The organism is Bradyrhizobium sp. 1(2017) (assembly GCF_011602485.2).
In the GTDB taxonomy this organism is placed as follows: Bacteria; Pseudomonadota; Alphaproteobacteria; order Rhizobiales; family Xanthobacteraceae; genus Bradyrhizobium.
Genome location: NZ_CP050022.2, coordinates 7,665,097 through 7,686,762 on the forward strand (window position 1 = coordinate 7,665,097; position 21,666 = coordinate 7,686,762).

At 64.1% G+C, this 21,666-nt stretch carries 16 protein-coding genes; 10 read left to right on the forward strand and 6 right to left on the reverse strand.

Annotated features, from left to right (window positions below):
* Positions 1-133: 133 nt before the first annotated feature.
* A complete protein-coding gene (gene urtA / locus HAP40_RS36310) occupies positions 134-1,393 on the reverse strand; it encodes an urea ABC transporter substrate-binding protein (RefSeq protein ID WP_166812246.1) in 1,260 nt (419 codons plus the stop codon).
* Positions 1,394-1,563: 170 nt separating this feature from the next.
* On the opposite strand from urtA, the gene HAP40_RS36315 reads away from it, so the two are divergent.
* On the forward strand, positions 1,564-4,935 hold the full coding sequence (locus HAP40_RS36315) for a hybrid sensor histidine kinase/response regulator (RefSeq protein WP_166812244.1): 3,372 nt from the start codon (positions 1,564-1,566) through the stop codon (positions 4,933-4,935).
* On the forward strand, positions 4,919-5,845 hold the full coding sequence (locus HAP40_RS36320) for a response regulator (RefSeq protein WP_166812242.1): 927 nt from the start codon (positions 4,919-4,921) through the stop codon (positions 5,843-5,845). The genes HAP40_RS36315 and HAP40_RS36320 overlap by 17 nt, the downstream gene beginning before the upstream one ends.
* A 126-nt stretch (positions 5,846-5,971) precedes the next feature.
* On the opposite strand, the gene HAP40_RS36325 is transcribed toward HAP40_RS36320, so the two are convergent.
* Entirely contained in the window at positions 5,972-7,474 is a 1,503-nt protein-coding gene (locus HAP40_RS36325; RefSeq protein WP_166812240.1) for a flavin-containing monooxygenase, read from the reverse strand.
* Positions 7,475-7,598: 124 nt separating this feature from the next.
* Positions 7,599-8,357, reverse strand: coding sequence for a S1 family peptidase (locus HAP40_RS36330; protein WP_166812238.1), 759 nt, complete (start codon positions 8,355-8,357; stop codon positions 7,599-7,601).
* A gap of 120 nt (positions 8,358-8,477) precedes the next feature.
* Between HAP40_RS36330 and HAP40_RS36335 the strand changes: the two genes are divergently transcribed.
* On the forward strand, positions 8,478-9,113 hold the full coding sequence (locus tag HAP40_RS36335) for an HAD-IA family hydrolase (RefSeq protein WP_166812236.1): 636 nt from the start codon (positions 8,478-8,480) through the stop codon (positions 9,111-9,113).
* Positions 9,114-9,119: 6 nt separating this feature from the next.
* Here the strand turns inward: HAP40_RS36335 and mtnA are convergent, their stop codons facing one another.
* The 3 genes from mtnA to HAP40_RS36350 form a co-directional block, all read right to left on the reverse strand.
* Positions 9,120-10,226, reverse strand: a complete 1,107-nt coding sequence (gene mtnA, locus HAP40_RS36340; RefSeq protein WP_166812234.1) for an S-methyl-5-thioribose-1-phosphate isomerase — start codon at positions 10,224-10,226, stop codon at positions 9,120-9,122.
* A gap of 18 nt (positions 10,227-10,244) precedes the next feature.
* Positions 10,245-11,120 (reverse strand): S-methyl-5'-thioadenosine phosphorylase, encoded by an 876-nt coding sequence (locus tag HAP40_RS36345; protein ID WP_166812232.1) that lies wholly within the window; start codon positions 11,118-11,120, stop codon positions 10,245-10,247.
* 178 nt (positions 11,121-11,298) lie between these two features.
* On the reverse strand, positions 11,299-11,571 hold the full coding sequence (locus HAP40_RS36350; protein ID WP_166812230.1) for a phosphopantetheine-binding protein: 273 nt from the start codon (positions 11,569-11,571) through the stop codon (positions 11,299-11,301).
* 358 nt (positions 11,572-11,929) lie between these two features.
* On the opposite strand from HAP40_RS36350, the gene HAP40_RS36355 reads away from it, so the two are divergent.
* The 7 genes from HAP40_RS36355 (at position 11,930) to HAP40_RS36385 (ending at position 21,587) form a co-directional block, all read left to right on the forward strand.
* Positions 11,930-13,147, forward strand: coding sequence for an acyl-CoA dehydrogenase family protein (locus HAP40_RS36355; RefSeq protein WP_166812228.1), 1,218 nt, complete (start codon positions 11,930-11,932; stop codon positions 13,145-13,147).
* A 55-nt stretch (positions 13,148-13,202) separates the two neighbouring features.
* The gene (locus HAP40_RS36360) at positions 13,203-14,183 is read left to right on the forward strand and encodes an amino acid--[acyl-carrier-protein] ligase (protein WP_166812226.1); all 981 of its coding nucleotides are present in this window, start codon (positions 13,203-13,205) and stop codon (positions 14,181-14,183) included.
* Between the two features lie 41 nt (positions 14,184-14,224).
* Positions 14,225-15,100 carry an acyl-CoA acyltransferase gene (locus tag HAP40_RS36365; protein WP_166812224.1) on the forward strand — a complete coding sequence of 292 codons (876 nt, stop codon included), beginning with the start codon at positions 14,225-14,227 and terminating at the stop codon, positions 15,098-15,100.
* A 251-nt stretch (positions 15,101-15,351) separates the two neighbouring features.
* On the forward strand, positions 15,352-18,219 hold the full coding sequence (locus HAP40_RS36370; RefSeq protein ID WP_166812222.1) for a PAS-domain containing protein: 2,868 nt from the start codon (positions 15,352-15,354) through the stop codon (positions 18,217-18,219).
* Positions 18,220-18,423: 204 nt separating this feature from the next.
* Positions 18,424-19,401: a tripartite tricarboxylate transporter substrate binding protein gene (locus HAP40_RS36375; protein WP_166812220.1), complete on the forward strand. Its 978-nt coding sequence runs from the start codon at positions 18,424-18,426 to the stop codon at positions 19,399-19,401.
* 187 nt (positions 19,402-19,588) lie between these two features.
* Positions 19,589-20,074, forward strand: a complete 486-nt coding sequence (locus tag HAP40_RS36380; protein WP_166812218.1) for a tripartite tricarboxylate transporter TctB family protein — start codon at positions 19,589-19,591, stop codon at positions 20,072-20,074.
* A 4-nt stretch (positions 20,075-20,078) separates the two neighbouring features.
* The gene (locus tag HAP40_RS36385) at positions 20,079-21,587 is read left to right on the forward strand and encodes a tripartite tricarboxylate transporter permease (RefSeq protein ID WP_166812216.1); all 1,509 of its coding nucleotides are present in this window, start codon (positions 20,079-20,081) and stop codon (positions 21,585-21,587) included.
* The last annotated feature ends 79 nt before the right edge of the window (positions 21,588-21,666 follow it).

Here is a 21,666-nt window from a genome sequence, read left to right on the forward strand (position 1 = left end):
CGATGTCCTCCGTCGGGGAAAGGGTCCCCGCGTCGCAAGCGAGCTCGCGGCGCGTGGGGTCTTGGGCATGGACTTGCGATCCACGCCAGGGAGCGGTTTTGACTTTTGCAGAAGGGGCGCCGAACGCCGCGACTTACTGATAGCCCTTGGGGAAGGGATCGGGCTCGACGAGATCGGCGGTCTCGTAGATCAGCTCGAACTGGCCATCGAGCTTGGCGCGACCCACCCTCGTCTTCGACCAGAGGTGATGGTTTTCGTGGATGCGCACATAGCCCTCCGGCGCACCCTTGAACTCGACGCCCGGCGAAGCCGCGGCGATCTTGTCGACGTCGAAGGAGCCGGCCTTCTCCACCGTCAGCTTCCACAGCCACGGGCCGAGATAGGCAGCCTGGGTGACGTCTCCGATCACCGTCTTCTCGCCCCAGGCCTTCTTGAAGGCCGGCACGAACGCCTTGTTGTTCGGATTGTCGAGCGACTGGAAGTACTTCATGCAGGCATAGGCGCCCGCAATGTTCTCACCACCGATGCCGTCGATCTCGTCCTCGGTCACCGAGATCGTGAGTAGCGGCTGCTTGGCGAGGTCGATGCCGGCGGCCTTGAGCTGCTTGTAGAAGGCGACGTTCGAGCCGCCGACGACGTCGGTGAAGATCACGTCGGGCTTGGTCAGCTTGATCTTGTTGATGACCGAGTTGAACTGGGTCGAGCCGAGCGCGTAGTACTCCTCGCCGACGACCTTGCCCTTCAGCACGTTCTCGACATGCTTGCGCGCGATCTTGTTCGAGGTGCGCGGCCAGATGTAGTCGGAGCCAATGAAGAAGAAGGACTTCGCGCCCTTCTCCTTGGCGATCCAGTTCAAGCCGGCGAGAATCTGCTGGGTCGCCTCCTGGCCGGTGTAGATGACGTTCTTGGACTGCTCGAGGCCCTCATAGAAGGTGGGGTAGTAGAGCATGCCGTTGTACTGCTCGACCACCGGCAGCACCGCCTTGCGCGAGGCCGAGGTCCAGCAGCCCATGATGGCTGCGACCTTGTCGTTGACGAGCAGCTTCTTGGCCTTCTCGGCGAAGGTCGGCCAGTCCGAGGCGCCGTCCTCCTGGATGAACTTAATCTTGCGCCCGAGCACGCCGCCGGCGGCATTGATCTGCTCGATGGCGAGCTTTTCGGCTTCGATCGAGCCGGTCTCCGAGATCGCCATGGTGCCGGTCGCCGAGTGCAGGATGCCGACCGTCACCTCCGTGTCGGTGACAGCTAGGCCCGTGGTGTTGACTGCCGAGGTCGCGGGCGCCTGCGCAAACGACGCCTTCGGCAGCATCGTGATGGCCGGCACAGCCGCCATTCCCATCAATAGTTTGCGCCGGAGCGGCGACAACAAGCCCTTGTTTGCTTCGTCTGACATGAGCACCCCACTTTTGTTCGAGAACACGCGTTGGTGCCGTGAGGATGGCTCGAATTTGTGCAGCTCAAGCATACGCAAGATCGCGTATATTGCACCGCAAAATGCCGACGTAGGCTTTTGGTACGGAATTTGCGAGGGGCTCCGGGTCCATGTCGGGAGTGGGGTAAAGCGTGGCAGGGCGGCAGCGAATAGACCGCGTCAGGCGCCAATACAACCAATGGGTCGCCAACCAGACGCTGGAAGACTACGCGCTGCGCTTCACGGCGAAGAGCGCGCGCCGCTGGTCCGCCGCCCGCGTCGCCAACACCGCGCTCGGTGCGATCTCCTTCCTGGCGCTCGAAGCGATCGGCGGCACCATCACGCTCAATTACGGTGTTACCAACGCCACCGCCGCGATCCTCGTCGTATCAGCCATCATCTTCTTCTGCGGTGTGCCCATTGCCTATTACGCGGCCAAATGCGGCATCGACATCGACCTGCTCACGCGTGGCGCCGGCTTCGGCTATATCGGCTCGACCGTCACCTCGCTGATCTACGCCTCTTTCACCTTCATCTTCTTCGCGATCGAAGCGGTGATCCTGGCGACCGCGCTCGAAATGTGCTTCGGCATTCCGCGCCCGATCGGCTATCTGATCAGCGCGGTCGCGATCATCCCGCTCGTCACCTATGGCATCACCCTGATCAGCCGGTTCCAGCTCTGGACGCAGCCGATCTGGGTCGTCCTGCATATCCTGCCTTTTGCCGCGATCGCCTGGGCCAATCCCTATTCATTCGCCGAGTGGCGCAAATTCGCCGGCGAGCACGGCGACGCCAACGGACATTTCGATCTGCTGCTGTTCGGTGTCGCGTCGTCCGTGGTGTTTTCCCTGGTCGCGCAGATCGGCGAGCAGGTCGACTTCCTCCGGTTTCTGCCGCGCGACCGCCGCACGTCGCGAACGTCATGGTGGATCGCCCTGCTGATCGCAGGGCCCGGCTGGATCATCTTCGGCGCGCTGAAATTACTGCTCGGCTCGTTTCTCGCCTTCTTCGCGCTGGGCCACGGTCTTCCCGGCGAGCTGGCGGCCGAGCCCGCGCATATGTATCTTGAGGCGTTTCGCTATGTGCTGTCGCAGCCCGACATGGCGCTGGCGCTCACCGGCGCGTTCGTGATCCTGTCGCAGATCAAGATCAACGTCACCAATGCCTATGCCGGCTCGATTGCCTGGTCGAACTTCTTCTCGCGGCTGACGCACAGCCATCCCGGCCGCGTGGTGTGGCTGGTGTTCAACGTCATGGTGGCGCTGCTGCTGATGGAGATCGGCGTCTACAAGGCGCTGGAGCAGACGCTGGCTCTCTATTCCAACGTCGCGATCGCCTGGGTCGGCGCGCTGGTGGCCGACCTCGTCGTCAACAAGCCGCTCGGCCTGCGCCCGCCGCAGATGGAGTTCAAGCGCGCCCATCTCTACGACATCAACCCGGTCGGCGTCGGCGCCATGACCATCGCGACCATCGTCTCGATCGCGGCATTCTACGGCCTGTTCGGTCCGACGGTGAAGGCGCTGGCCGCCTTCGTCGCATTGGCCGTCGCGTTTATCACCGCGCCCGTCATCGCCTGGCTCACCGAGGGAAAATATTACATCGCGCGCAAGCCAAAAAAGAGCTGGGCCAGTATCGAGTCGATCCAGTGCTGCATCTGCGAGCACCATTTCGAGCCGGAGGACACCACCTCCTGCCCGGCCTATGCCGGCCCGATCTGCTCGCTGTGCTGCTCGCTCGATGCCCGCTGCCACGATCTCTGCAAGCCGCACGCCCGCGCTCAGGTGCAGTTCTCCGAGGCGCTCGGGAGGATCCTGCCGCAACCGATCTATCGGCGGATCAACTCGCAGTTCGGCCACTATGTCGGGGTGTTCGTTGTCTCGGCCGGCCTCGTCGCGCTGGTCCTCGGGCTGATCTATCTCCAGACCTCCGCGAGCGTGCAGGGCGAGAACCTGCTCGTCTCCAACGTGCTCTGGAAGGTGTTCTTCTCGCTCAGCATCATCATCGGCGTGGTGGCCTGGCTGTTCGTGCTGGCGCAGCAGAGCCGCCGGGCCGCGGAAGATGAAACCAAACGGCAGACGACGCTGTTGATCCAGGAGATCGACGCGCACAAGCGTACCGACGCCGAGCTGCAGCGCGCCAAGGAAGTCGCCGAATCCGCCAATCTCGCCAAGAGCCGCTATGTCGTCGGCCTGAGCCACGAGCTGCGCTCGCCGCTGAACGCCATCAGCGGCTACGCCCAGCTGCTGGAGCAGGATGCAACGCTGAGCGCGAAGCCGCGCGACCAGGTCCGTGTCGTCCGCCGCAGCGCCGATCACCTCTCCGGCCTGATCGACGGCATCCTGGATATTTCCAAGATCGAGGCGGGGCGTTTGTATCTGTCGCGCGACGAGGTGCGCCTCAGCGAATTCCTCGACCAGCTCGTCGGCATGTTCCGCCTTCAGGCCGCTGCCAAGGGCATCGACTTCGTGTTCAGGCGGCCCGCCGCGCTGCCGGTCGTCGTCTATGCCGACGAGAAGCGGCTGCGCCAGGTGCTGATCAATCTGCTTTCCAACGCGATCAAGTTCACCCAGACCGGCAGCGTGCAGTTCGTGGTGCACTATCGCAGCCCGGTCGCGGAGTTCGAGGTGATCGACACCGGCCCCGGCATCCAGGGCGACGACCTCGAGCGCATTTTCGCGCCCTTCGAGCGCGGCGCACTCGGTGCCTCGCAGCCGCAGACCGGTACCGGGCTCGGCCTCACCATCAGCCGGTTGCTCGCCGGCGTCATGGGCGGCGACATCAAGGTCATGAGCACGGTCGGCACCGGCAGCACGTTCAAGGTCAAGATCCTGCTGTCGGAGGTCACCAATCCCCAGCGCATCGCGCCGGTGGAGGCGCCGGTCTCGGGCTATCACGGTGCGCGCAAGACCATCCTCGTCACCGACGACGATCCCGTTCATCGCGACCTCCTGCGCGAGGTGCTGACGCCGCTCGGCTTCATCCTGCTCAGTGCGCCCGATGGACCGGGGTGCCTCGCGCTGGCGCAGCATTGCCGGCCCGACCTGTTCCTGCTCGACATCTCCATGCCGGGCATGGACGGCTGGACCGTGGCGGAGGCCTTGCGCGCGAACGGCCATCACCAGGCGCGCATCCTGATGGTGTCGGCGAGTGCGCTGGAGGCCCACGGCACGCCGCTGGCCCAGCCCTTCCACGACGGCTATCTGATGAAGCCGATCGACATTCCGCGGCTGCTGGAGACGATCCGCCAGCTCCTCAAGATCGAATGGCAGTACGGCTCGGATGAGATCGTCGTACCGTTCTGGCGGCCGGACACCGGATCGAGGCCGCCGGTGCGGCATATCGAGGCGCTGATCGGGCTCGGCCAGATCGGCTATGTCAAGGGTATCCAGCTGAAGCTCGACGAGATCGGCAGCGAGCACCCCGAGCATGCCGACTTCGTCGCGCAAATGCGATTGCTGGTCGATCGCTTCGATCTCGACCAGTACATGGCCACATTGAAGACGTTGCATGCGCATGAGCATTGAGCCCAAGAAGCGCGACGTCGCGCTCGTTGTCGACGACTCTCCCGAAACGCTGCGGCTGCTCACCGACGCGCTCGACGGCGCCGGCATGACGGTGATGGTCGCGCTCGACGGCGCCGCCGCGATGCGCATCGTCGACCAGATCACGCCGGACATCGTGCTCCTCGATGCGGTGATGCCCGGCATCGACGGATTCGAGACCTGCCGCCGCCTCAAGCGCGAGGCCGGCCTTGCCAATGTGCCCGTGATCTTCATGACGGGGCTCGCCGAGACCGAGCATATCGTTCGTGGACTGGAAGCTGGCGGCGTCGATTACGTGACGAAACCGATCGTGGTCGAGGAGATGCTGGCGCGCATCCGCGTCCATCTCGGCAATGCCCGCCTGACCCAGAGCGCACGGGCCGCGCTCGACGTCTCCGGCCGCTTCCTGTTTGCCGTGAACCGGCAGGGCAATTTGCTCTGGGCGACGCCGCAAGCGCAAAGGCTGCTGTCGGATCATCACGGCCCGCAGGCCGACGACTTCGCCCTGCCGCCATCACTGCTGCAATGGCTGGATCAGGCCAGGAGCAAGGGCAGCTCGAAGTCTCAGGTAGCCTCCTTGCCCGACAATCCGCAGCTCCGGTTCCATTACATGGGCGAAACCGCGCCGAACGAATTCCTGCTGAGGCTGTCCAAGGAATCCGGCAGCGCGCCGCCGCCCGAATTCGCCAGCGAGCTCGGCCTCACCACCCGCGAGGGCGAGGTGCTGGCCTGGCTCAGCAAGGGCAAGACCAACCGCGACATTGCACAGATTCTGGGCCTCAGCCCGCGCACGGTCGACAAGCATCTGGAGCAGATCTACGCCAAGCTCGGCGTGGAGAACCGCACGGCGGCTGCGGCGATCGCCACGAATGCGACGCGAAGAAATTCGTAGCGTCGCTGCAAAAGATTTGGCACGCCGTTCATCAAACCAACAGTGTCGTCCCGGGGCGCGAAGCGCGTTCCAGGACGACGGCGGAGGATGTGGCGGTCGCTATAGTTCCCTTACACGACCCCTCCCTCACCGATACACGAAAGCCTTGTCATCCAGATCCGTCTTGGGGATTTCGTCCTTCTCGGTCCAGTAATCCTGGCTGTGCTGCCATTCCGGCTTGTCGCCGCGCTTCGGCAGCAGATCCATGTTGCGCATCATGTAGCCGGGGTTGAAGTTTTCCGGATCGATCCAGGGCAGGATCGGCATGTTGTGGTCTTCGGCGCGCAGGCTCACCTCGACCTTCCTAGCGCCCCTGCTCTTCATATGTCCGAGCAGCCGGCAGACGAAATCGGCGACGAGGTCGACGCGCAGCGTCCAGCTCGCGCGAAAATAGCCGAACACCCAGACCATGTTCGGCACGCCCGTGAACATCATGCCGCGATAGGTCACGGTGTCGCCGAAGGCGAGCGGCTTGCCGTCGATCTCGAAAGCGATGTCGCCGAGTGCGGCGAGGTTGAAGCCGGTCGCGGTGACGATGACATCGGCCTCCAGCAGCTTGCCGGATTTGAGCTGAATGCCGCTCTCGACGAAGCACTCGATCTCGTCGGTGACGACGGAGGCCTTGCCGCTGGCAATGCCCTTGAACAGATCGGCATCGGGCACGAAGGCGATGCGCTGCCTCCACGGCCGGTACGTTGGCGTGAAATGCGTCTCGACGTCGTAGTCGGGTCCGAGGACCGCACTGATCTGGCCGATCAGATCCTTCTTCACCTGCTCCGGCTTGGAGACGCAAAGCTTGGTGAACGCGTCCTGCTCGAACAGAATCTTGCGCCGGACGATCTCATGGATCCACCCCTCGTCGACCTGAAGCCTGCGCAGCTCCTCCGCGATCTCGATGGCGTTGCGGCCGAGCCGAAAATAGGTAGGTGAACGCTGCAGCATGGTGACGTGCGCGCACTTGTCCGCGATGTTCGGCACCAGCGTCGCCGCGGTCGCGCCGGAGCCGATCACGACCACCTTCTTGTCCGTGAGATCGATATCGTCAGGCCATGTCTGCGGATGAACGATGCGGCCCTTGAAGCGATCGGTTCCCTTCCATTCCGGCGTGTAACCTTCCGAATGACGATAATAGCCCTGGCACATCCAGAGGAAGTTCGCGGTGAAGGTCTTTGCTTCCCCGGTGTCGGTCGTCATCGCCTCGATGGTCCAGAGATTTTGCTCGCTCGACCAGCTCGCGGAGTTGATCTTGTGCTTGTAGCGGATGTGGCGGGCGATATCGTTGTCGTCGATCACCTCCTTCATGTAGGAGAGGATCTCGTCGGCGGTGGCGATCGGCGGCCCGACCCAGGGCTTGAAGCTGTAGCCGAACGTGTGGAGGTCGCTGTCCGAGCGGATGCCGGGATAGCGATGCGTACTCCAAGTGCCGCCGAACGTCGCCTGCGTTTCCAGGATGACGTAGCTCGTGCCCGGCAGCTGCTTGTTGATGTGGTAGGCGCTGCCGATTCCGGAGATGCCGGCACCGACGATCAGCACGTCGAAATGTTCGGAAGCTTGCTTGGTGGCGGTGTGACCGCGAACGGCGACATTCATCGTTGCTTGTTGCCTTGCTTTTTCTTGTGGCCGGCCTTGGTCGGACGGCGCGTTTCCTCCGCGGCAGGCAATGTCGCCCGCCGCGCTTCCGCTTCAAAATGACATAGATCAGGTCGTGGTCAAATCAAAGTGCCGCACCCCAGCTCCGCGCGGTCTGCAGAATCCAGTCGCGGTAGAGCGTGAGCGGCGTAACCCCAGTCAACCCACCGCAACCGGCAGCGCCGTTCGGCCCCGTGGACCAGCTGACGACGCCGACGAGAACGGCACCATTCGGCCTGTCCTCGAAGACGGGACCGCCGGAATCGCCGGTACAAGCGCCGATTCCGCCGCGAACACCGTTGGTTACGGGATCGACCAACCGAATCTGGAGCGTCCCCGGCTGGCCGGTGGCGACAAGCGCAGCGACGCGCGTGATGCCGCCGCTCTTGCCGTCACCACTCGTGGTGACGCCGATGCCGGCGATGGTGAAACGGCTGCCGACCCGGATTGGAATCGTCGGCATCCCGACGGCCACCGTCGATTTTCCCTTGAGTGGAATTTCCAGTTGCAGCAGCGCCACGTCGGCAGTCGCCCGATGCGCCTGCATCGCCTGTATGTTGAAGTTCGGGTGAATAGCGACGGTGCGGACGTTCAGCAATTGCGGCTGGCCGTCGACGCTGCGATCGACGATCTTGTACTCCGCGCCAGGCTGCACGCAGTGAGCGACCGTGAGCACGAGTTTTGGTGCGATCAGGCTGCCGGTGCAGAAATTGCCACGCGAGCCGACGATGGTGACGACGGCGCGCGCCACACCCTCGGCCTGCGGCGTGCCGCCGCCCACGATGGCATGAGCGGGCGTGGCAAGCAGCGCAGCGGCCGTGACGAATGTTGCGATTGTCTTCATGGGAATACGCCTCGGCAGTCGATTCGGTCAGGGCGGGTTTGCTTCGGGCTGGTCCTTGCCGATAGCGCGTGCTAGCCGTCTTGTCAGCTATCTCCGTACGGAATTGACGAGGTCGGGACCTTGACGATCGAAGCTGTGATCTTTGATTTTGGCGGCGTGTTGACGAGCTCGCCGTTCGAGGCGTTCGCCCGGTTCGAGGTCGAGCGCGGCCTGCCCGTCGACATCATCCGGCGCACCAACGCCGCCAATCATCTGGAAAACGCCTGGGCCAGGTTTGAGCGGGCAGAGGTGGATATCGATACGTTCGATCTCCTATTCGCCGAGGAATCACGTGCCCTTGGCGCTGAGGTGCGCGGCCGCGACGTGCTGCCGCTGCTCCAGGGCGATCTGCGCCCCGAGATGGTGGAGGCGTTGAAGCGGATCAAGGCGCAGTTCAAGACCGGCTGCATCACCAACAACCTTCCGGCCAACGCCATCGGCAGCATGACCGGGCGCTCACTCTACATCGCCGAAGTGATGGTTCTGTTCGACCACGTCATCGAATCCGCCAAGATCGGCCTGCGCAAGCCCGACCCGCGCATCTACCGGCTGATGGTCGATGCGTTGAAGGTCGATGCGAAGAATTGCGTCTATCTCGACGACCTCGGCGTCAACCTGAAACCCGCGCGCGAGATGGGTATGACCACGATCAAGGTGACGAGTGGGGCGCAGGCGATTGCGGATCTCGAGAAGGCGATGGGGCTGAAGCTCTCCTAGCCGAGCCTACTCCGCGGCGGCGGCGATCCGCTCCGGGAAGGCGGCCGCGAGCGAGGCGCGGTCGGGCGTCAGCACGCCGCGCTCGGTGATCAGGCCGGTCACGAGCCGCGCCGGCGTGACATCGAACGCATAATTGGCGACCGGCGAATTCTCCGGCACGATGCGGACCGTCTCCAGCCGGCCGTCGGCGGTGCGGCCGGTCATGTCGGTGACCTCCGTGCCGCTGCGCTGCTCGATCGGGATGTCGCGGATGCCGTCATGAACGGTGAAATCGATCGTCGGGGACGGCAGCGCGACGTAGAACGGCACACCATTGTCGTGCGCGGCGAGCGCCTTCAGATAGGTGCCGATCTTGTTGCAGACGTCGCCGTTGGCGGCGACACGGTCGGTGCCCACGATGGCGAGATCGACCATACCGTGCTGCATCAGATGCCCGCCTGTATTGTCCGGGATCACGGTATGCGGCACGCCATGATGGCCGAGTTCCCAGGCGGTGAGCGAAGCGCCCTGGTTGCGCGGACGGGTCTCGTCGACCCAGACATGGATCTTGATGCCGCGCTCATGCGCGAGATAGATCGGCGCCGTCGCCGTGCCCCAATCCACCGTTGCAAGCCAGCCGGCATTGCAATGGGTGAGCACATTGACCGTCTCGCCCGGCTTCTTTGCCGCAATCGCCTCGATCAGCTTCAGACCGTTGCCGGCGATGCCGCGGTTGATCTCGACGTCCTGCTCGACGATCTCGTCGGCGCGCGCGTAGGCCGCCTCCGCGCGTTCAACCGCATCGACCGGCGACAGCGCAGTGCGCATCTCATCCAGCGCCCATTTCAGGTTGATCGCGGTCGGCCGCGCCACGACCAGCGTCTCATAGGCGCGTTTCAGGCCGGCATCCGAGGCATCCTCGCGCATCGCGAGCGCCATGCCATAGGCCGCGGTGGCGCCGATCAGCGGGGCTCCGCGCACCAGCATGTCGCGAATGGCCGCCGCCGCGTCTTCGCAGGACGTCAGTTTCGCAACGACGAACTCGTGCGGCAGCCTGCGCTGGTCGATCGCGCCGACCGACCAGCCGTCGCGCTCGCGCCAGATGCTGCGGAAATGCTTGCCGTCGACCTTCATGGCGTTCTGCCTCTCACTTCAGCCGCGCAGGATGCGTCCCGCCACCGCATCGAGCTTCTTCAGAAGCTCGGGATCACGCGCCTCGGGCGCCGTGATCAGCGCGGTATCGAGCGCACGATCCGAGCCGATCGGGCACGGCTCGTGCTCGCGTGGGAAATCCCTGGCCAACCGCGCCACCAGCGCCTTCGCCTTGTCGGCGTTCGAGGTCAGTACACGGATGATGTCCTGCACCGTGACCGCATCATGGTCGGGATGCCAGCAATCGAAATCCGTCACCATCGCGACGGTGGCATAGCAAATCTCCGCTTCGCGCGCGAGCTTGGCCTCGGGCATGTTGGTCATGCCGATCACGGAATAGCCCAACGTCTTGTAGGTCATGCTCTCGGCGTAAGTCGAGAATTGCGGCCCTTCCATGCAGACATAGGTCCCCGTCCGCGCGATAGCGAGGCCTTCGGCCTCGGCCGCTGCCGCCAGGTGAATGCGCAGCCGCGGCGAGACCGGATGCGCCATCGACACATGCGCGACGCAGCCTTTGCCGAAGAACGAGCTCTCGCGCTTATGGGTACGATCGACGAACTGATCAACGAGAACAAAGGTGCCGGGCGGCAGCTCCTCCCTGAAGGAACCGCAGGCCGACAACGAGATCAGGCTGGTGACACCGGCCCGCTTCAGCACGTCGATATTGGCGCGATAATTGATGTCGCAGGGCGATAGCCGATGGCCCTTGTCGTGCCGCGGCAGAAACACGATCGGCAGGCCCGCCATGGTGCCGCGCCGGACAGGTGCCGACGGCTCTCCCCACGGGCTCTTGATCACCTCTTCGTGCGCACCCTCAAGGCCCGGCAGATCATAGATGCCGGAGCCGCCGATGATGCCCAATACCGCTTGCGTCATACCCGCTCCACCCTGTTCGCCACGTGCGACATGGTTAAGCTATGCCAGCTTTGGGGCGGATTTGGAACGGGGGGTGGGGACGGATGCCGGTGGTGTGAGGGGCGGAGGCGCGGGCCTCGTTCTCAGCGTCGTCCCTGCGAACGCAGGGACGACACCGGGAGGGAGTTGCGGCTCTAACTTAAGCCGCCGCAGCCAAACGCAATTGGGTGGCAACCATCCGCTCCAGCGTTTCGACGGACTGGAAATTCTCCGGCGTGATCTCGGATTGCGGGATGGTGAAGTCGAACTCGGCTTCGACCCCGAGCATCAGGTTGACCATGTCCATCGAGGTCAGGCCCGCATCCACGAGCTTCGCCTGTGGCGTGATGTTCGCGGCGAGCGAGTTCTGTTCGAGAATGCCCTTCACCAGCTTGATGATGCGATTGCGCAAATCGGTATCGAAGGCCTGCATCGGCAAATTCCCATCTGTCTATCGTGGTCGGACCGGACTGACGGCTACGATGGGCACGGTCAGCCGATCCCGCAATGGCCGCGAGGATTACTTCCCTTTTCTTAGTAAACCATGACTCAGATTGACTAAAATTCAGCCCTCTTCCAGATCACTAACGCGACCCCGGAAATTCCGGCGACGCAAACAACCGGACCTTAACTGTTCGTTCGGAATTGGGCTTTGTTTACCCTCTATTTCATCGACGAATTTGAATTAAATCCGTAGCCTCGTCTCACAAGCAAAGATGGTCGGAGGATCGCTTCAGCGGCATCGCGAATGATGCCGGCGATCTCGAACGGCAAACCGGAGGCGGACGAGTATGAACGTGCGTGAAGCAGTCCTCACTGTCGACGAAATGCAGACCAGCTTCCTCGAGCAGGGTCCCTCCCTGATCGAGCGTGCCAACCGGACCGCCGCAGCGGCCGCAGCCGATGCAGACGGCGTCGATCGCGACGCCCGCTTCCCGCACAAGGCATTCGAGGTCGCACGCGAGCAGAAGCTGCTGGGTGTCATGATCCCGATCGAATTCGGCGGCTTCGGCGCCTCCATCTACGACGTCACCGACATCTGCTACACGCTCGGGCGCGCCTGCGCGTCCACCGCGATGATCTACGCGATGCACCAGACCAAGGTCGCCTGCATCGTCAGGCATGGTCACGGTATCCCCTGGATGGAAACCATGATACGCCGGGTCGCCCGCGACCAGTGGCTGCTCGCTTCCTCCACGACCGAAGGCCAGAACGGCGGCAACATCCGCGCCAGCGCGGCAGCCGTCGATCACGCCGGAGACACCGTCGCGCTGGTCCGCGACGCCACCGTGATCTCCTACGGCGCCGAAGCCGACGGCCTCGTGACCATCGCCCGGCGCGCCACCGATGCTGCGGCTTCCGACCAGGTGCTTCTGGCGCTCGCCAAGGACGATTACTCGTTGAAGCGGACGCTGGGCTGGGAAACGCTCGGCATGCGCGGCACCTGCTCGACCGGCTTCGAGCTCAAGGTCGATTGCCCCGCCGACCGCATCTTCCCCGAAGCCTATGACAAGATCCATGCCCAGACCATGACGCCGTTCGCGCATCTGTGCTGGTCGTCCGCCTGGACGGGCATCGCGGCTGCCGCCGTGACCCGCGCGCAGGCCTTCATCCGCAAGGCGGCGCGCTCGTCCGGCGGCCAGATGCCGCCGGCCGCAGCGCACTTCACCGCCGCCAAGATGTCGCTGGCCAAGCTGCGCGCGCTGATCGCGGCCAACATCGACGCTTTCGCCCGCGCCGAGCATGACGAGCGCGCGCTGAGCTCGCTCGATTTCCAGTCTTCGATCACACTGCTGAAGGTTCAGGCCTCCGAGCTCGCGGTCGAGACCGTGATGCATGCGATGCGCACCGCGGGCCTTTCCGGCTACCGCAACGACGGCGAGTTCACCATGGGCCGTCATCTGCGCGACGTGCTGTCGTCTCCGATCATGATCAACAATGACCGTATTCTCGCCAACGCCGCGACATCGACCTTGATGAGCGGCGTGCCGCTGAGCCTTCGTGACTGACGTGCTTGCCGACTGAACCAAGAAGAACAATTTCGAGATAGCAGGACATCGACCCATGAACATTGCCGTCCTCCCCGATTCGCCCGAGACCGCGCCACAGATCATCGATCCGCTCGATCATCTCGCCGACAGGCTGTTCCACCCCATGGGCTCGGACGGCGTCTACGCCCGCACCGCGCTCTATGAAGGCGTCGTCGAGCGGCTCGCTGCGCTGATCACGGGGCATCGCGAGGCCGGAACCGAGGTGATGCGCTTTCCGCCGGTGATGAGCCGGGCTCAGCTCGAGAAATCCGGCTACCTCAAGAGCTTTCCGAACCTGCTCGGCTGCGTCTGCGGCCTGCACGGCACCGAACGCGAGATCAACGCCGCGGTGAGCCGCTTCGACGCCGGCGGCGACTGGACCTCATCGCTCTCGCCGGCCGACCTCGTGCTGTCGCCGGCCGCCTGCTACCCCGTCTACCCGATCGCAGCAAGCCGCGGACAATTGCCGAAGGGCGGCCTGCGCTTCGACGTCGCCGCGGACTGCTTCCGCCGCGAGCCGTCGAAGCATCTCGACCGGCTGCAATCGTTCCGGATGCGCGAATATGTCTGCATCGGCACGGCCGACGACGTCGCCGATTTCCGCGAGCGCTGGATGGTGCGCGCGCAGGCGATCGCCCGCGACCTCGGCCTGACCTTCCGCGTCGACTATGCCAGCGATCCCTTCTTCGGCCGCGTCGGCCAGATGAAGGCGGTCAGCCAGAAGCAGCAGCAGCTCAAATTCGAGCTCCTGATCCCGCTGCGCTCGGAAGAGCAGCCGACCGCCTGCATGAGCTTCAACTATCACCGCGAGCATTTCGGCACGACCTGGGGCATCCAGGACGCCAATGGCGAACCGGCCCACACGGGCTGCGTCGCCTTCGGCATGGACCGGCTCGCGGTCGCCATGTTCCACACCCACGGCACCGATCTGTCCGCCTGGCCCGCCAAGGTCCGTGAGATCATGGGCATGCAGCCGTCCGCTTCGGCCGATGCGCATGGCGAGGGCTGGCGCTAACGAGACGGACGAGGCCGACCATTTCCACGGGCAAGACGAACGTGATCCACACCAAGGTCCGATGCCGCGAGATTACCGAGTCCGACGTCGATAAGATCGCGGACTTGCTGACGCGCGGCTTCGTCGGGCGTTCGCGCGAATACTGGATCCAGGGCCTGCGCCGGCAGGCCTTCCGATCCGTGCCGGATGGCTTTCCGCGCTTCGGCTACATGCTCGACGATGACGGCACGCCGGTCGGCGTGCTGCTGTTGATCTACACGGCGCGCAAGGACGGCGAACAGACTGCCATCCAGTGCAACCTGTCGAGCTGGTATGTCGATCCGGCCTATCGCAACTATGCTCCGCTGCTCACCAAGATCGCGCAGCGGCACAAGGACGTCACCTACCTCAACATCAGCCCGGCGCCGTGGACCTGGCCGATCATCGAGACGCAGGGATTTCGGGCCTATTGCCACGGCATCTTCTTCTCTGTGCCGGCGCTGGCGCGGGTCCCGCGCTGGAGCAAGATCGAAGTCATCTCGCAGCACGCCAAGGCGATCGAGGGACTTTCCGAAGCCGAGACCGAACTGTTGACGCGGCATGCGCGCTACAATTGTCTCAGCCTGGTCTGCCGCACGCCGAAGGGAACCTTCCCCTTCGTCCTGCAACCGGTGCGCATCCGTCGCGGCTTCATCGCACCGCCCGCGATGAAGCTGATCTATTGCCGCAACACCGCCGAATACGCCGCCTGCGCAGGCCGCATCGGCCGGCTGCTGCTGCGGCTCGGCAAGATCGCCGTGGCCGTCGATTCCAATGGCCCGGTTCCCGGCCTTGTCGGTATTTATACCGAGCGTCGCGGCCGCAAATATTTCAAGGGCCCGCACCGGCCGCAGCTCGCCGATCTCACCGACACGGAACTCGTATTGTACGGGCCGTAGGAGATCGGGCTGTCTCCGTAGCCCGCATGAGCGAAGCGACATGCGGGAAAGGCTGCCCCCGGATGTCGCTGCGCTCATCCGGGCTACGGGACGACTATGGCCTTGCCGGATGGCCGTTAGCGCGTTTGCTCTCCATCGCCAGTCACCCTCCGTAAACTACCACGCTTAAGGGAATTTTCCGGCCTCTTCGTTACGCTCGGCGGCTGAATTACGTTGCGTTAAGTCTATTGCCCGCCGAGACCGCCGACCCCATGACGTCGATCCGCGACAACGAGCTTGGTGCACGCCGCGAACAGGGCCCGGAAGCCCTGGTCGCATTGAGCCAGCTCGCGCTCGACCACATGGAGCAAGGCGTCTGCGTCTACGATGCCGACAACCGGATCGTGCTGGTCAATCAGCGTTACGTCTCCTTCTTCGACATGTCGGCCGACATCGTGCGGGTGGGCACGAGCTACCGCGAGGTGCTTGCGCACAGCGCGAGCCGCGGCAACTTTCCGGAAAGCGAGCTCGACGCGCTATACTCGGCGCGGATCGCCCAGATCGCGGGTGGCGAGCCGTTCCGGACCGAGCAGCGGCTCGCGACCGGCCTCGTCATGGCGCTGGAGCTGAAGCCGCTGCCTGGCGGCGGCTGGATGACGATCTGCGACGACGTCAGCCGCCTCGCCCGGCTCGAGGCCGAATTGCGTGTGCAGACCGAGCGCAGCCAGCATGCGCTCTCCAACATGTCTCACGGCCTGATCATGTACGACGCCGACAGCCGCGTCGTCGTCTGCAATGAACGCTTTCTGAGCCTCTACGACCTCGATCCCGAGATCGTGAAACCGGGAACGTCGCACTGTACGGTGATCGAGCATTGGATGTCGCGCGGCAATCTGCCAGGCATGCCGGGCGGGGAGTTTCACGAGCGCCGTCTCGAAGACGTGCGCGCCAGGAAGGTGAAGACCCTGCTGGTGATGCGCTACGATGGGCGGATGGTGCAGGCGGTCTCCCGCTTCCTGCCCGATGGCGGTTGGGTGACGGTGCATGAGGACGTCACCGAGCGGCTGCAATACGAGGAGACGCTGCGGCAGCAGAACTTCATCCTCGATGCCGCCATGGAGAACATGGCGCACGGACTCGCCTTCTACGACAGCGACATGCGGCTTCGCGTCTGCAACACCACTTACCGCAAGATCTACCGACTCTCGCAGGAAGAAACTAGGCCGGGCACGCATCTTTCCGAGCTGATCGAGCGATCGATGACCAACGGGGCGTTCGCGACGGAATATACCCCGGAGCAGATCCTGGAAGCCGCGCGCGCCCGGATTGCGAGCCGTGACTCCTCGCCGATGCGTCGCAGCATGTCGGACGACACCGTCATCTCGGTGCGCTACTGCGCGCTGGCCGAAGGCGGCTTCGTCGCGACCTATGAGGACATCACCGAGCGCGAACATGCCGTCGAGCAACTGAGCGAGCAGTATCGGCGCTTCGACGCCGCGCTGAACAACATGAGCCAGGGGCTGTGCATGCTCGATTCGAGCCTGCGCGTGATCGTCTGTAACCGCCGCTATGTCGAGATGTACGGCCTGTCGCCCGACGTGGTGAAGCCTGGCGTCTCGATGCGCGAGATCATGGAGCACAGCTGCGAGCTCGGCATCCATCCGAACACGACGGGTGCGCGCCTCTACGCCGACTATGTCGAGCGATTGCGCGAAGGCGAGCATACGCTGCACCGCCATTTGAGCGACGGCCGCATCATCAAGCTCAATCACAAGCGGATGGAGCACGGCGGCTGGGTCGTGACCTATGAGGACGTCACGGACCGCCACAAGGCCCAGGCCCGCGTCGCGCACATGGCGCGCCACGATTCGCTGACCGACCTGCCCAACCGCACGCTGTTCCGCGAGAAGATGAGCGAAGGGCTGAACCAGGTCGCGATCGCGGGGGGCGCGATGGCCGTGCTGTGCTTCGACCTCGACAATTTCAAGACCGTCAACGACCGCCTCGGCCACGCCGCCGGCGACCGGCTGCTGCGCTGGGTCGCGGCGCGCCTGAAGGAGAATGTCGGCGAGCACGACACCGTTGCACGGCTCGGCGGCGACGAATTCGCCGTTCTCCAGCGTGGACCGCAGCCGCAATCGGCCGAAAAGCTCGCCCGCCGCCTGGTAGAGATCATCGGCCACCCGCCGCCGATGGGAAACCAGTCGATCCATGTCGGCGTCTCCGTCGGCATCGCGATCGCACCCGATCACGGGCTCGATGCCGACGAGCTGATGAAATGCGCCGACCTCGCGCTGTACCAGGCCAAGGCGAAGGGGCGTGGCGCCTATCAGCTGTTCGAGCCCGAAATGGAGGAAGAGGCGCGCAGCCGGCACGCGCTGGAGCACGATCTGCGCGGCGCGCTGGAGGCGCGTGAATTCCATCTGGTGTTCCAGCCGCAGGTACGACTCGACAATTCCGAGCTCACCGGCTTCGAGGCGCTGCTGCGCTGGAAGCATCCCTCGCGCGGCCTGGTCTCGCCGGCCGAATTCATCCCGATCGCGGAAGAAACCGGGCTGATCGTCCCGATCGGCGAATGGGTGCTGCGCAGCGCGTGTGCGACCGCCGTCGCCTGGCCCGCCGTCACCGTTGCAGTGAACCTGTCGCCCGTGCAGTTCCGTTCGCGCGGGCTGGTGGCGATGGTCACAAGCGCGCTTGCCGAAGCGGGCCTGCCGCCGCAACGGCTCGAGCTCGAGGTCACCGAAACGGCATTGCTCGACGACAGCGAGGCGACGATCGAGATTCTGCACCAGCTTCGCGCGTTAGGGGTCCGCGTCAGCCTCGACGATTTCGGCGTCGGCTATTCCTCGCTCAGCTATTTGCGCAAGTTCCCGTTCGATCGTATCAAGATCGACCGCTCGTTCGTCGGCACGCTCGGCGAAAGCCCGGAAAGCGTGGCCATCGTCCGCACCATTGCCAGCCTCGGCTCCGTGCTCGGCGTCGAGACCACGGCGGAGGGTGTGGAAACCGCGGAGCAACTCGACTTCGTCCGTGAATGCGGCTGCACCGCGGTGCAGGGCTATTATTTCGGCAAGCCCTGTGCGGCCGCCGAGGTCGGCCATGCCATCGAGACGCTGAGTGCAATCCGGCGCGTGGCCTAACGGCTTCGCCCGCTCAAATTCCGTATCTCGGCACGCCGTCAAACGACCAATTGTCGCATGTACGGCTTCCGGCGGAGTTGCCGTCTCGCACCTTGCCCGGCACCCGCGATGGCGCTTTTCTTCTCTCGCGATTTCGTGAACAATCGCAGCTCAATAACGAGAAAACGGCGGCACGAGCGGGGCCGCTGCGAGGGAGGCGTTTCGATGTCGCGATACGGGCTGAAGACGATTGCTTTTGCCGCCATGCATGCGGTCATGGGCGCAGTGCTCTGCACGGGTGCCAGCGCGCAGGACTATCCCACAAAACCCATCACACTGATCGTGCCATGGCCGGCCGGCGGCTCGACCGACATCTCGATGCGAGCGATCGCCGACAGCGCTTCGAAAGTGCTGGGGCAGCCGATCGTGGTCGACAACAAGGCCGGCGGCGGCGGTACGGTGGGGCCGGCGACCATGGCGGCGGGGGCGAAGCCGGACGGCTACACCATCTCGCAGATTCCGATCACGGTCTTCCGCCTGCCCCTAATGCAGGAAGTGTCATGGGATCCGGCGAAGGATTTCTCCTACATCGTCCATCTCACCGGTTACACCTTCGGCGTCACCACCAACGCGGAGTCGCAGTTCAAGAGCTGGAAGGACGTGGTGGAGTTCGCCAAGGCGAACCCGGGCAAGGTGACCTACGCGACGCCGGGCACCGGCACCTCGCTGCATATCGGCATGGAGCAGATCGCCGCGATGTCCGGCATCAAGCTGACGCAGGTGCCGTTCAAGGGCGGCGCGGAGACCAATGCGGCTGTGCTCGGCCAGCACACCATGCTTCAGGCCGATTCCACGGGGTGGCGGCCGCTGGTCGACGCCGGCAAGCTGAAGCTGCTGATGGTGTGGACCGGCGCGCGGTCGCCGAACTACCCCGACGTGCCGACGCTGAAGGAGCTCGGCTATCCCATGGTCTATGATTCCCCGTTCGGCATCGCCGGCCCGAAGGGAATGGACCCGAAAATCGTCGCCAAGCTGCACGACGCCTTCAAGAAGGCGGTCGAGGACCCGGCCGTCGTGGCAACGCTCGCCAAATACGACATGGTGCCAAATTACAAGAACACCGAGGACTACAAGAAGTTCGTCGTCGAGGTCACCGAGTCCGAGCGCAAGGTGATCGATACGCTCGGGCTCGCGAAGAAATAGCGCCAGGCCACCAGCGTGTCCCGGACGCGGTGCAGCGCTTCTTCAGCGCTGCATTGCAGAGCCGGGACCTACCTTTGCCACCATGAGACCGCGGATCTGCAGCGCACCGCCATAGAACGTTGAAGACGTGCGTAAAACGCACTTATGGCTGCTGCGCAGCGTCCGGGGAACGGCCGAGAAAGCGTCGATGAACAACCACACCAACGTCAAGCTCCGCCTCAACAACTCCGAACTCTGGGGCGGATTGATCGGCCTCGCACTCGGCGGTTTCGTGATCTGGCAGGGGCTCAAGCTGAAGCTCGGCACCATCAACGATCCCGGCTCCGGCTACGTGATGTTCTACACGGGCATCCTGATCTGCGTGTTCGCGTTCTCCATCATCATCTCCGCCATCACCGAAGGCGGGCCGACGCTGGCGTCGCGCTGGGAAAATGCGCGCTGGGGCAAGCCGCTTCTCGTCATCGGCTGCCTCGCCGCATTCTCTGTCGCGCTGGAGCCGCTGGGATTCCTGCTCTCGTCGATCCCGCTGATGCTGCTGTTGTTGCGGCTGATCGATCCCGTGCGCTGGACGCTGGCGGTCCCGATTGCCGTGCTGGTGCCCCTGGGCATGTGGTGGGTGCTCAAGCGGCTTCTCTTGATCCAGCTCCCCTCGGGCCTGTTCGGGATCGGCTGACCGCATGGATACACTTGCCAATGTCGCGCATGGCTTCGGCGTCGCGCTGACCGGGATCAACCTCCTCTATTGCTTCATCGGCGTCTTCATCGGCACGCTGGTCGGCGTGCTGCCGGGCATCGGTCCGATTTCGGCGATGTCGCTGCTGCTGCCCGTGACGCTCTCGGGCACGCCGGAATCCGGCATCATCATGATGGCCGGCATCTATTACGGCTCGATGTATGGCGGCTCGACCACCTCGATCCTGGTCAACATACCCGGCGAAGCCGCCTCCGTCGTCACCTGCATCGACGGCCATCAGATGGCCAAGCAGGGTCGCGCGGGCCCAGCGCTCGGCATCTCCGCCTTCGGCTCGTTCATCGCCGGGACCTTTGCGCTGATCGCCTTGATGCTGGTGGCGCCGAAGCTCGCCAGTATCGCGATCGCGTTCGGCCCGGCCGAGTATTTCAGCCTGATGGTGCTCGGCCTCGTCGTGCTCACCTTCCTGACCCAGGGCTCGATGCCGAAGGCGCTGCTGATGGCATGTGTCGGCGTCGTGCTCGGCCTGGTCGGGCTCGACAGCATCACCGCACAGCCGCGCCTCACCTTCGGCCGCATGGAGCTGATCGACGGTATCGGGCTCGTGCCCGTCGTGATGGGCCTGTTCGGCGTCGCCGAAGTGCTGCTCAACACCGAGCAGGCCATCAAACGCGACATCATCAACGCGAAGATCACGCAGCTGCTTCCCACCCAGTCCGACTGGCAGGCGAGCGCCGGCCCGGTCGCGCGCGGCACGCTGATGGGCTTCCTGCTCGGCATCCTGCCGGGCGGCGGCGCGGTCGTGGCCTCGTTCGCGTCCTATGCGCTGGAGAAGCGACTGTCGAAAACGCCGGAGCGGTTCGGCCATGGCGCGATCGAAGGTGTCGCAGGCCCCGAATCCGCCAACAACGCGGCGGCCGGCGGCGCCTTCATTCCACTGATGACGCTGGGCATCCCGCCAAACGTGGTGATGGCATTGCTGCTCGGCGCGTTCGTGATCCACGGCCTGCAACCGGGACCGCTGATGATCACGCAGAACCCCGGTCTGTTCTGGGGCATCGTCGCCAGCATGTATATCGGCAACGTCATGCTGCTGATCCTCAATTTGCCGATGATCGGCATGTGGGTGCAGCTGCTCAAATTGCCCTACAACATCCTGTTCCCGCTGATCATCCTGTTCACGATCCTGGGCGTCTATTGCTCGAGCAACAACGTATTCGACGTCTATGTGATGATCGCATTCGGCATCATCGGCTATTTCATGCGCAAGCTCGGCTACGAGCCTGCACCGCTGGTGCTCGCCTTCGTGCTCGGTCCAATGCTGGAGAACAATCTGCGCAAGTCGCTGATCCTGTCGCAGGGCGATCTCTGGACCTTCGTGCAGCGGCCGATCTCGGCAGCGTGCCTCGCGCTCGCAATGGTGCTGCTGATCGCACCGCTGCTGCCGGCGCTGCGCAAGAAGCGGGAGCTGGTGGCGCTGGACGAGGGCGCGTGACGGGGGCGTAATCCACCGCGTCTCTCGACGCGAATAGTGGAAGGGTGGGTTACGCCTTCGGCCAACCCACCATACGATC

Excerpts from the sequence above, each read along its gene's own strand:
- urtA (WP_166812246.1), bottom strand. The coding sequence starts at position 1,393 with ATGTCAGACGAAGCAAACAAGGGCTTGTTGTCGCCGCTCCGGCGCAAA.
- HAP40_RS36320 (WP_166812242.1), top strand. The coding sequence starts at position 4,919 with ATGCGCATGAGCATTGAGCCCAAGAAGCGCGACGTCGCGCTCGTTGTC.
- HAP40_RS36325 (WP_166812240.1), bottom strand. The coding sequence starts at position 7,474 with ATGAATGTCGCCGTTCGCGGTCACACCGCCACCAAGCAAGCTTCCGAA.
- HAP40_RS36330 (WP_166812238.1), bottom strand. The coding sequence starts at position 8,357 with ATGAAGACAATCGCAACATTCGTCACGGCCGCTGCGCTGCTTGCCACG.
- mtnA (WP_166812234.1), bottom strand. The coding sequence starts at position 10,226 with ATGAAGGTCGACGGCAAGCATTTCCGCAGCATCTGGCGCGAGCGCGAC.
- HAP40_RS36345 (WP_166812232.1), bottom strand. The coding sequence starts at position 11,120 with ATGACGCAAGCGGTATTGGGCATCATCGGCGGCTCCGGCATCTATGAT.
- HAP40_RS36350 (WP_166812230.1), bottom strand. The coding sequence starts at position 11,571 with ATGCAGGCCTTCGATACCGATTTGCGCAATCGCATCATCAAGCTGGTG.
- HAP40_RS36355 (WP_166812228.1), top strand. The coding sequence starts at position 11,930 with ATGAACGTGCGTGAAGCAGTCCTCACTGTCGACGAAATGCAGACCAGC.
- HAP40_RS36360 (WP_166812226.1), top strand. The coding sequence starts at position 13,203 with ATGAACATTGCCGTCCTCCCCGATTCGCCCGAGACCGCGCCACAGATC.
- HAP40_RS36370 (WP_166812222.1), top strand. The coding sequence starts at position 15,352 with ATGACGTCGATCCGCGACAACGAGCTTGGTGCACGCCGCGAACAGGGC.
- HAP40_RS36375 (WP_166812220.1), top strand. The coding sequence starts at position 18,424 with ATGTCGCGATACGGGCTGAAGACGATTGCTTTTGCCGCCATGCATGCG.
- HAP40_RS36380 (WP_166812218.1), top strand. The coding sequence starts at position 19,589 with ATGAACAACCACACCAACGTCAAGCTCCGCCTCAACAACTCCGAACTC.
- HAP40_RS36385 (WP_166812216.1), top strand. The coding sequence starts at position 20,079 with ATGGATACACTTGCCAATGTCGCGCATGGCTTCGGCGTCGCGCTGACC.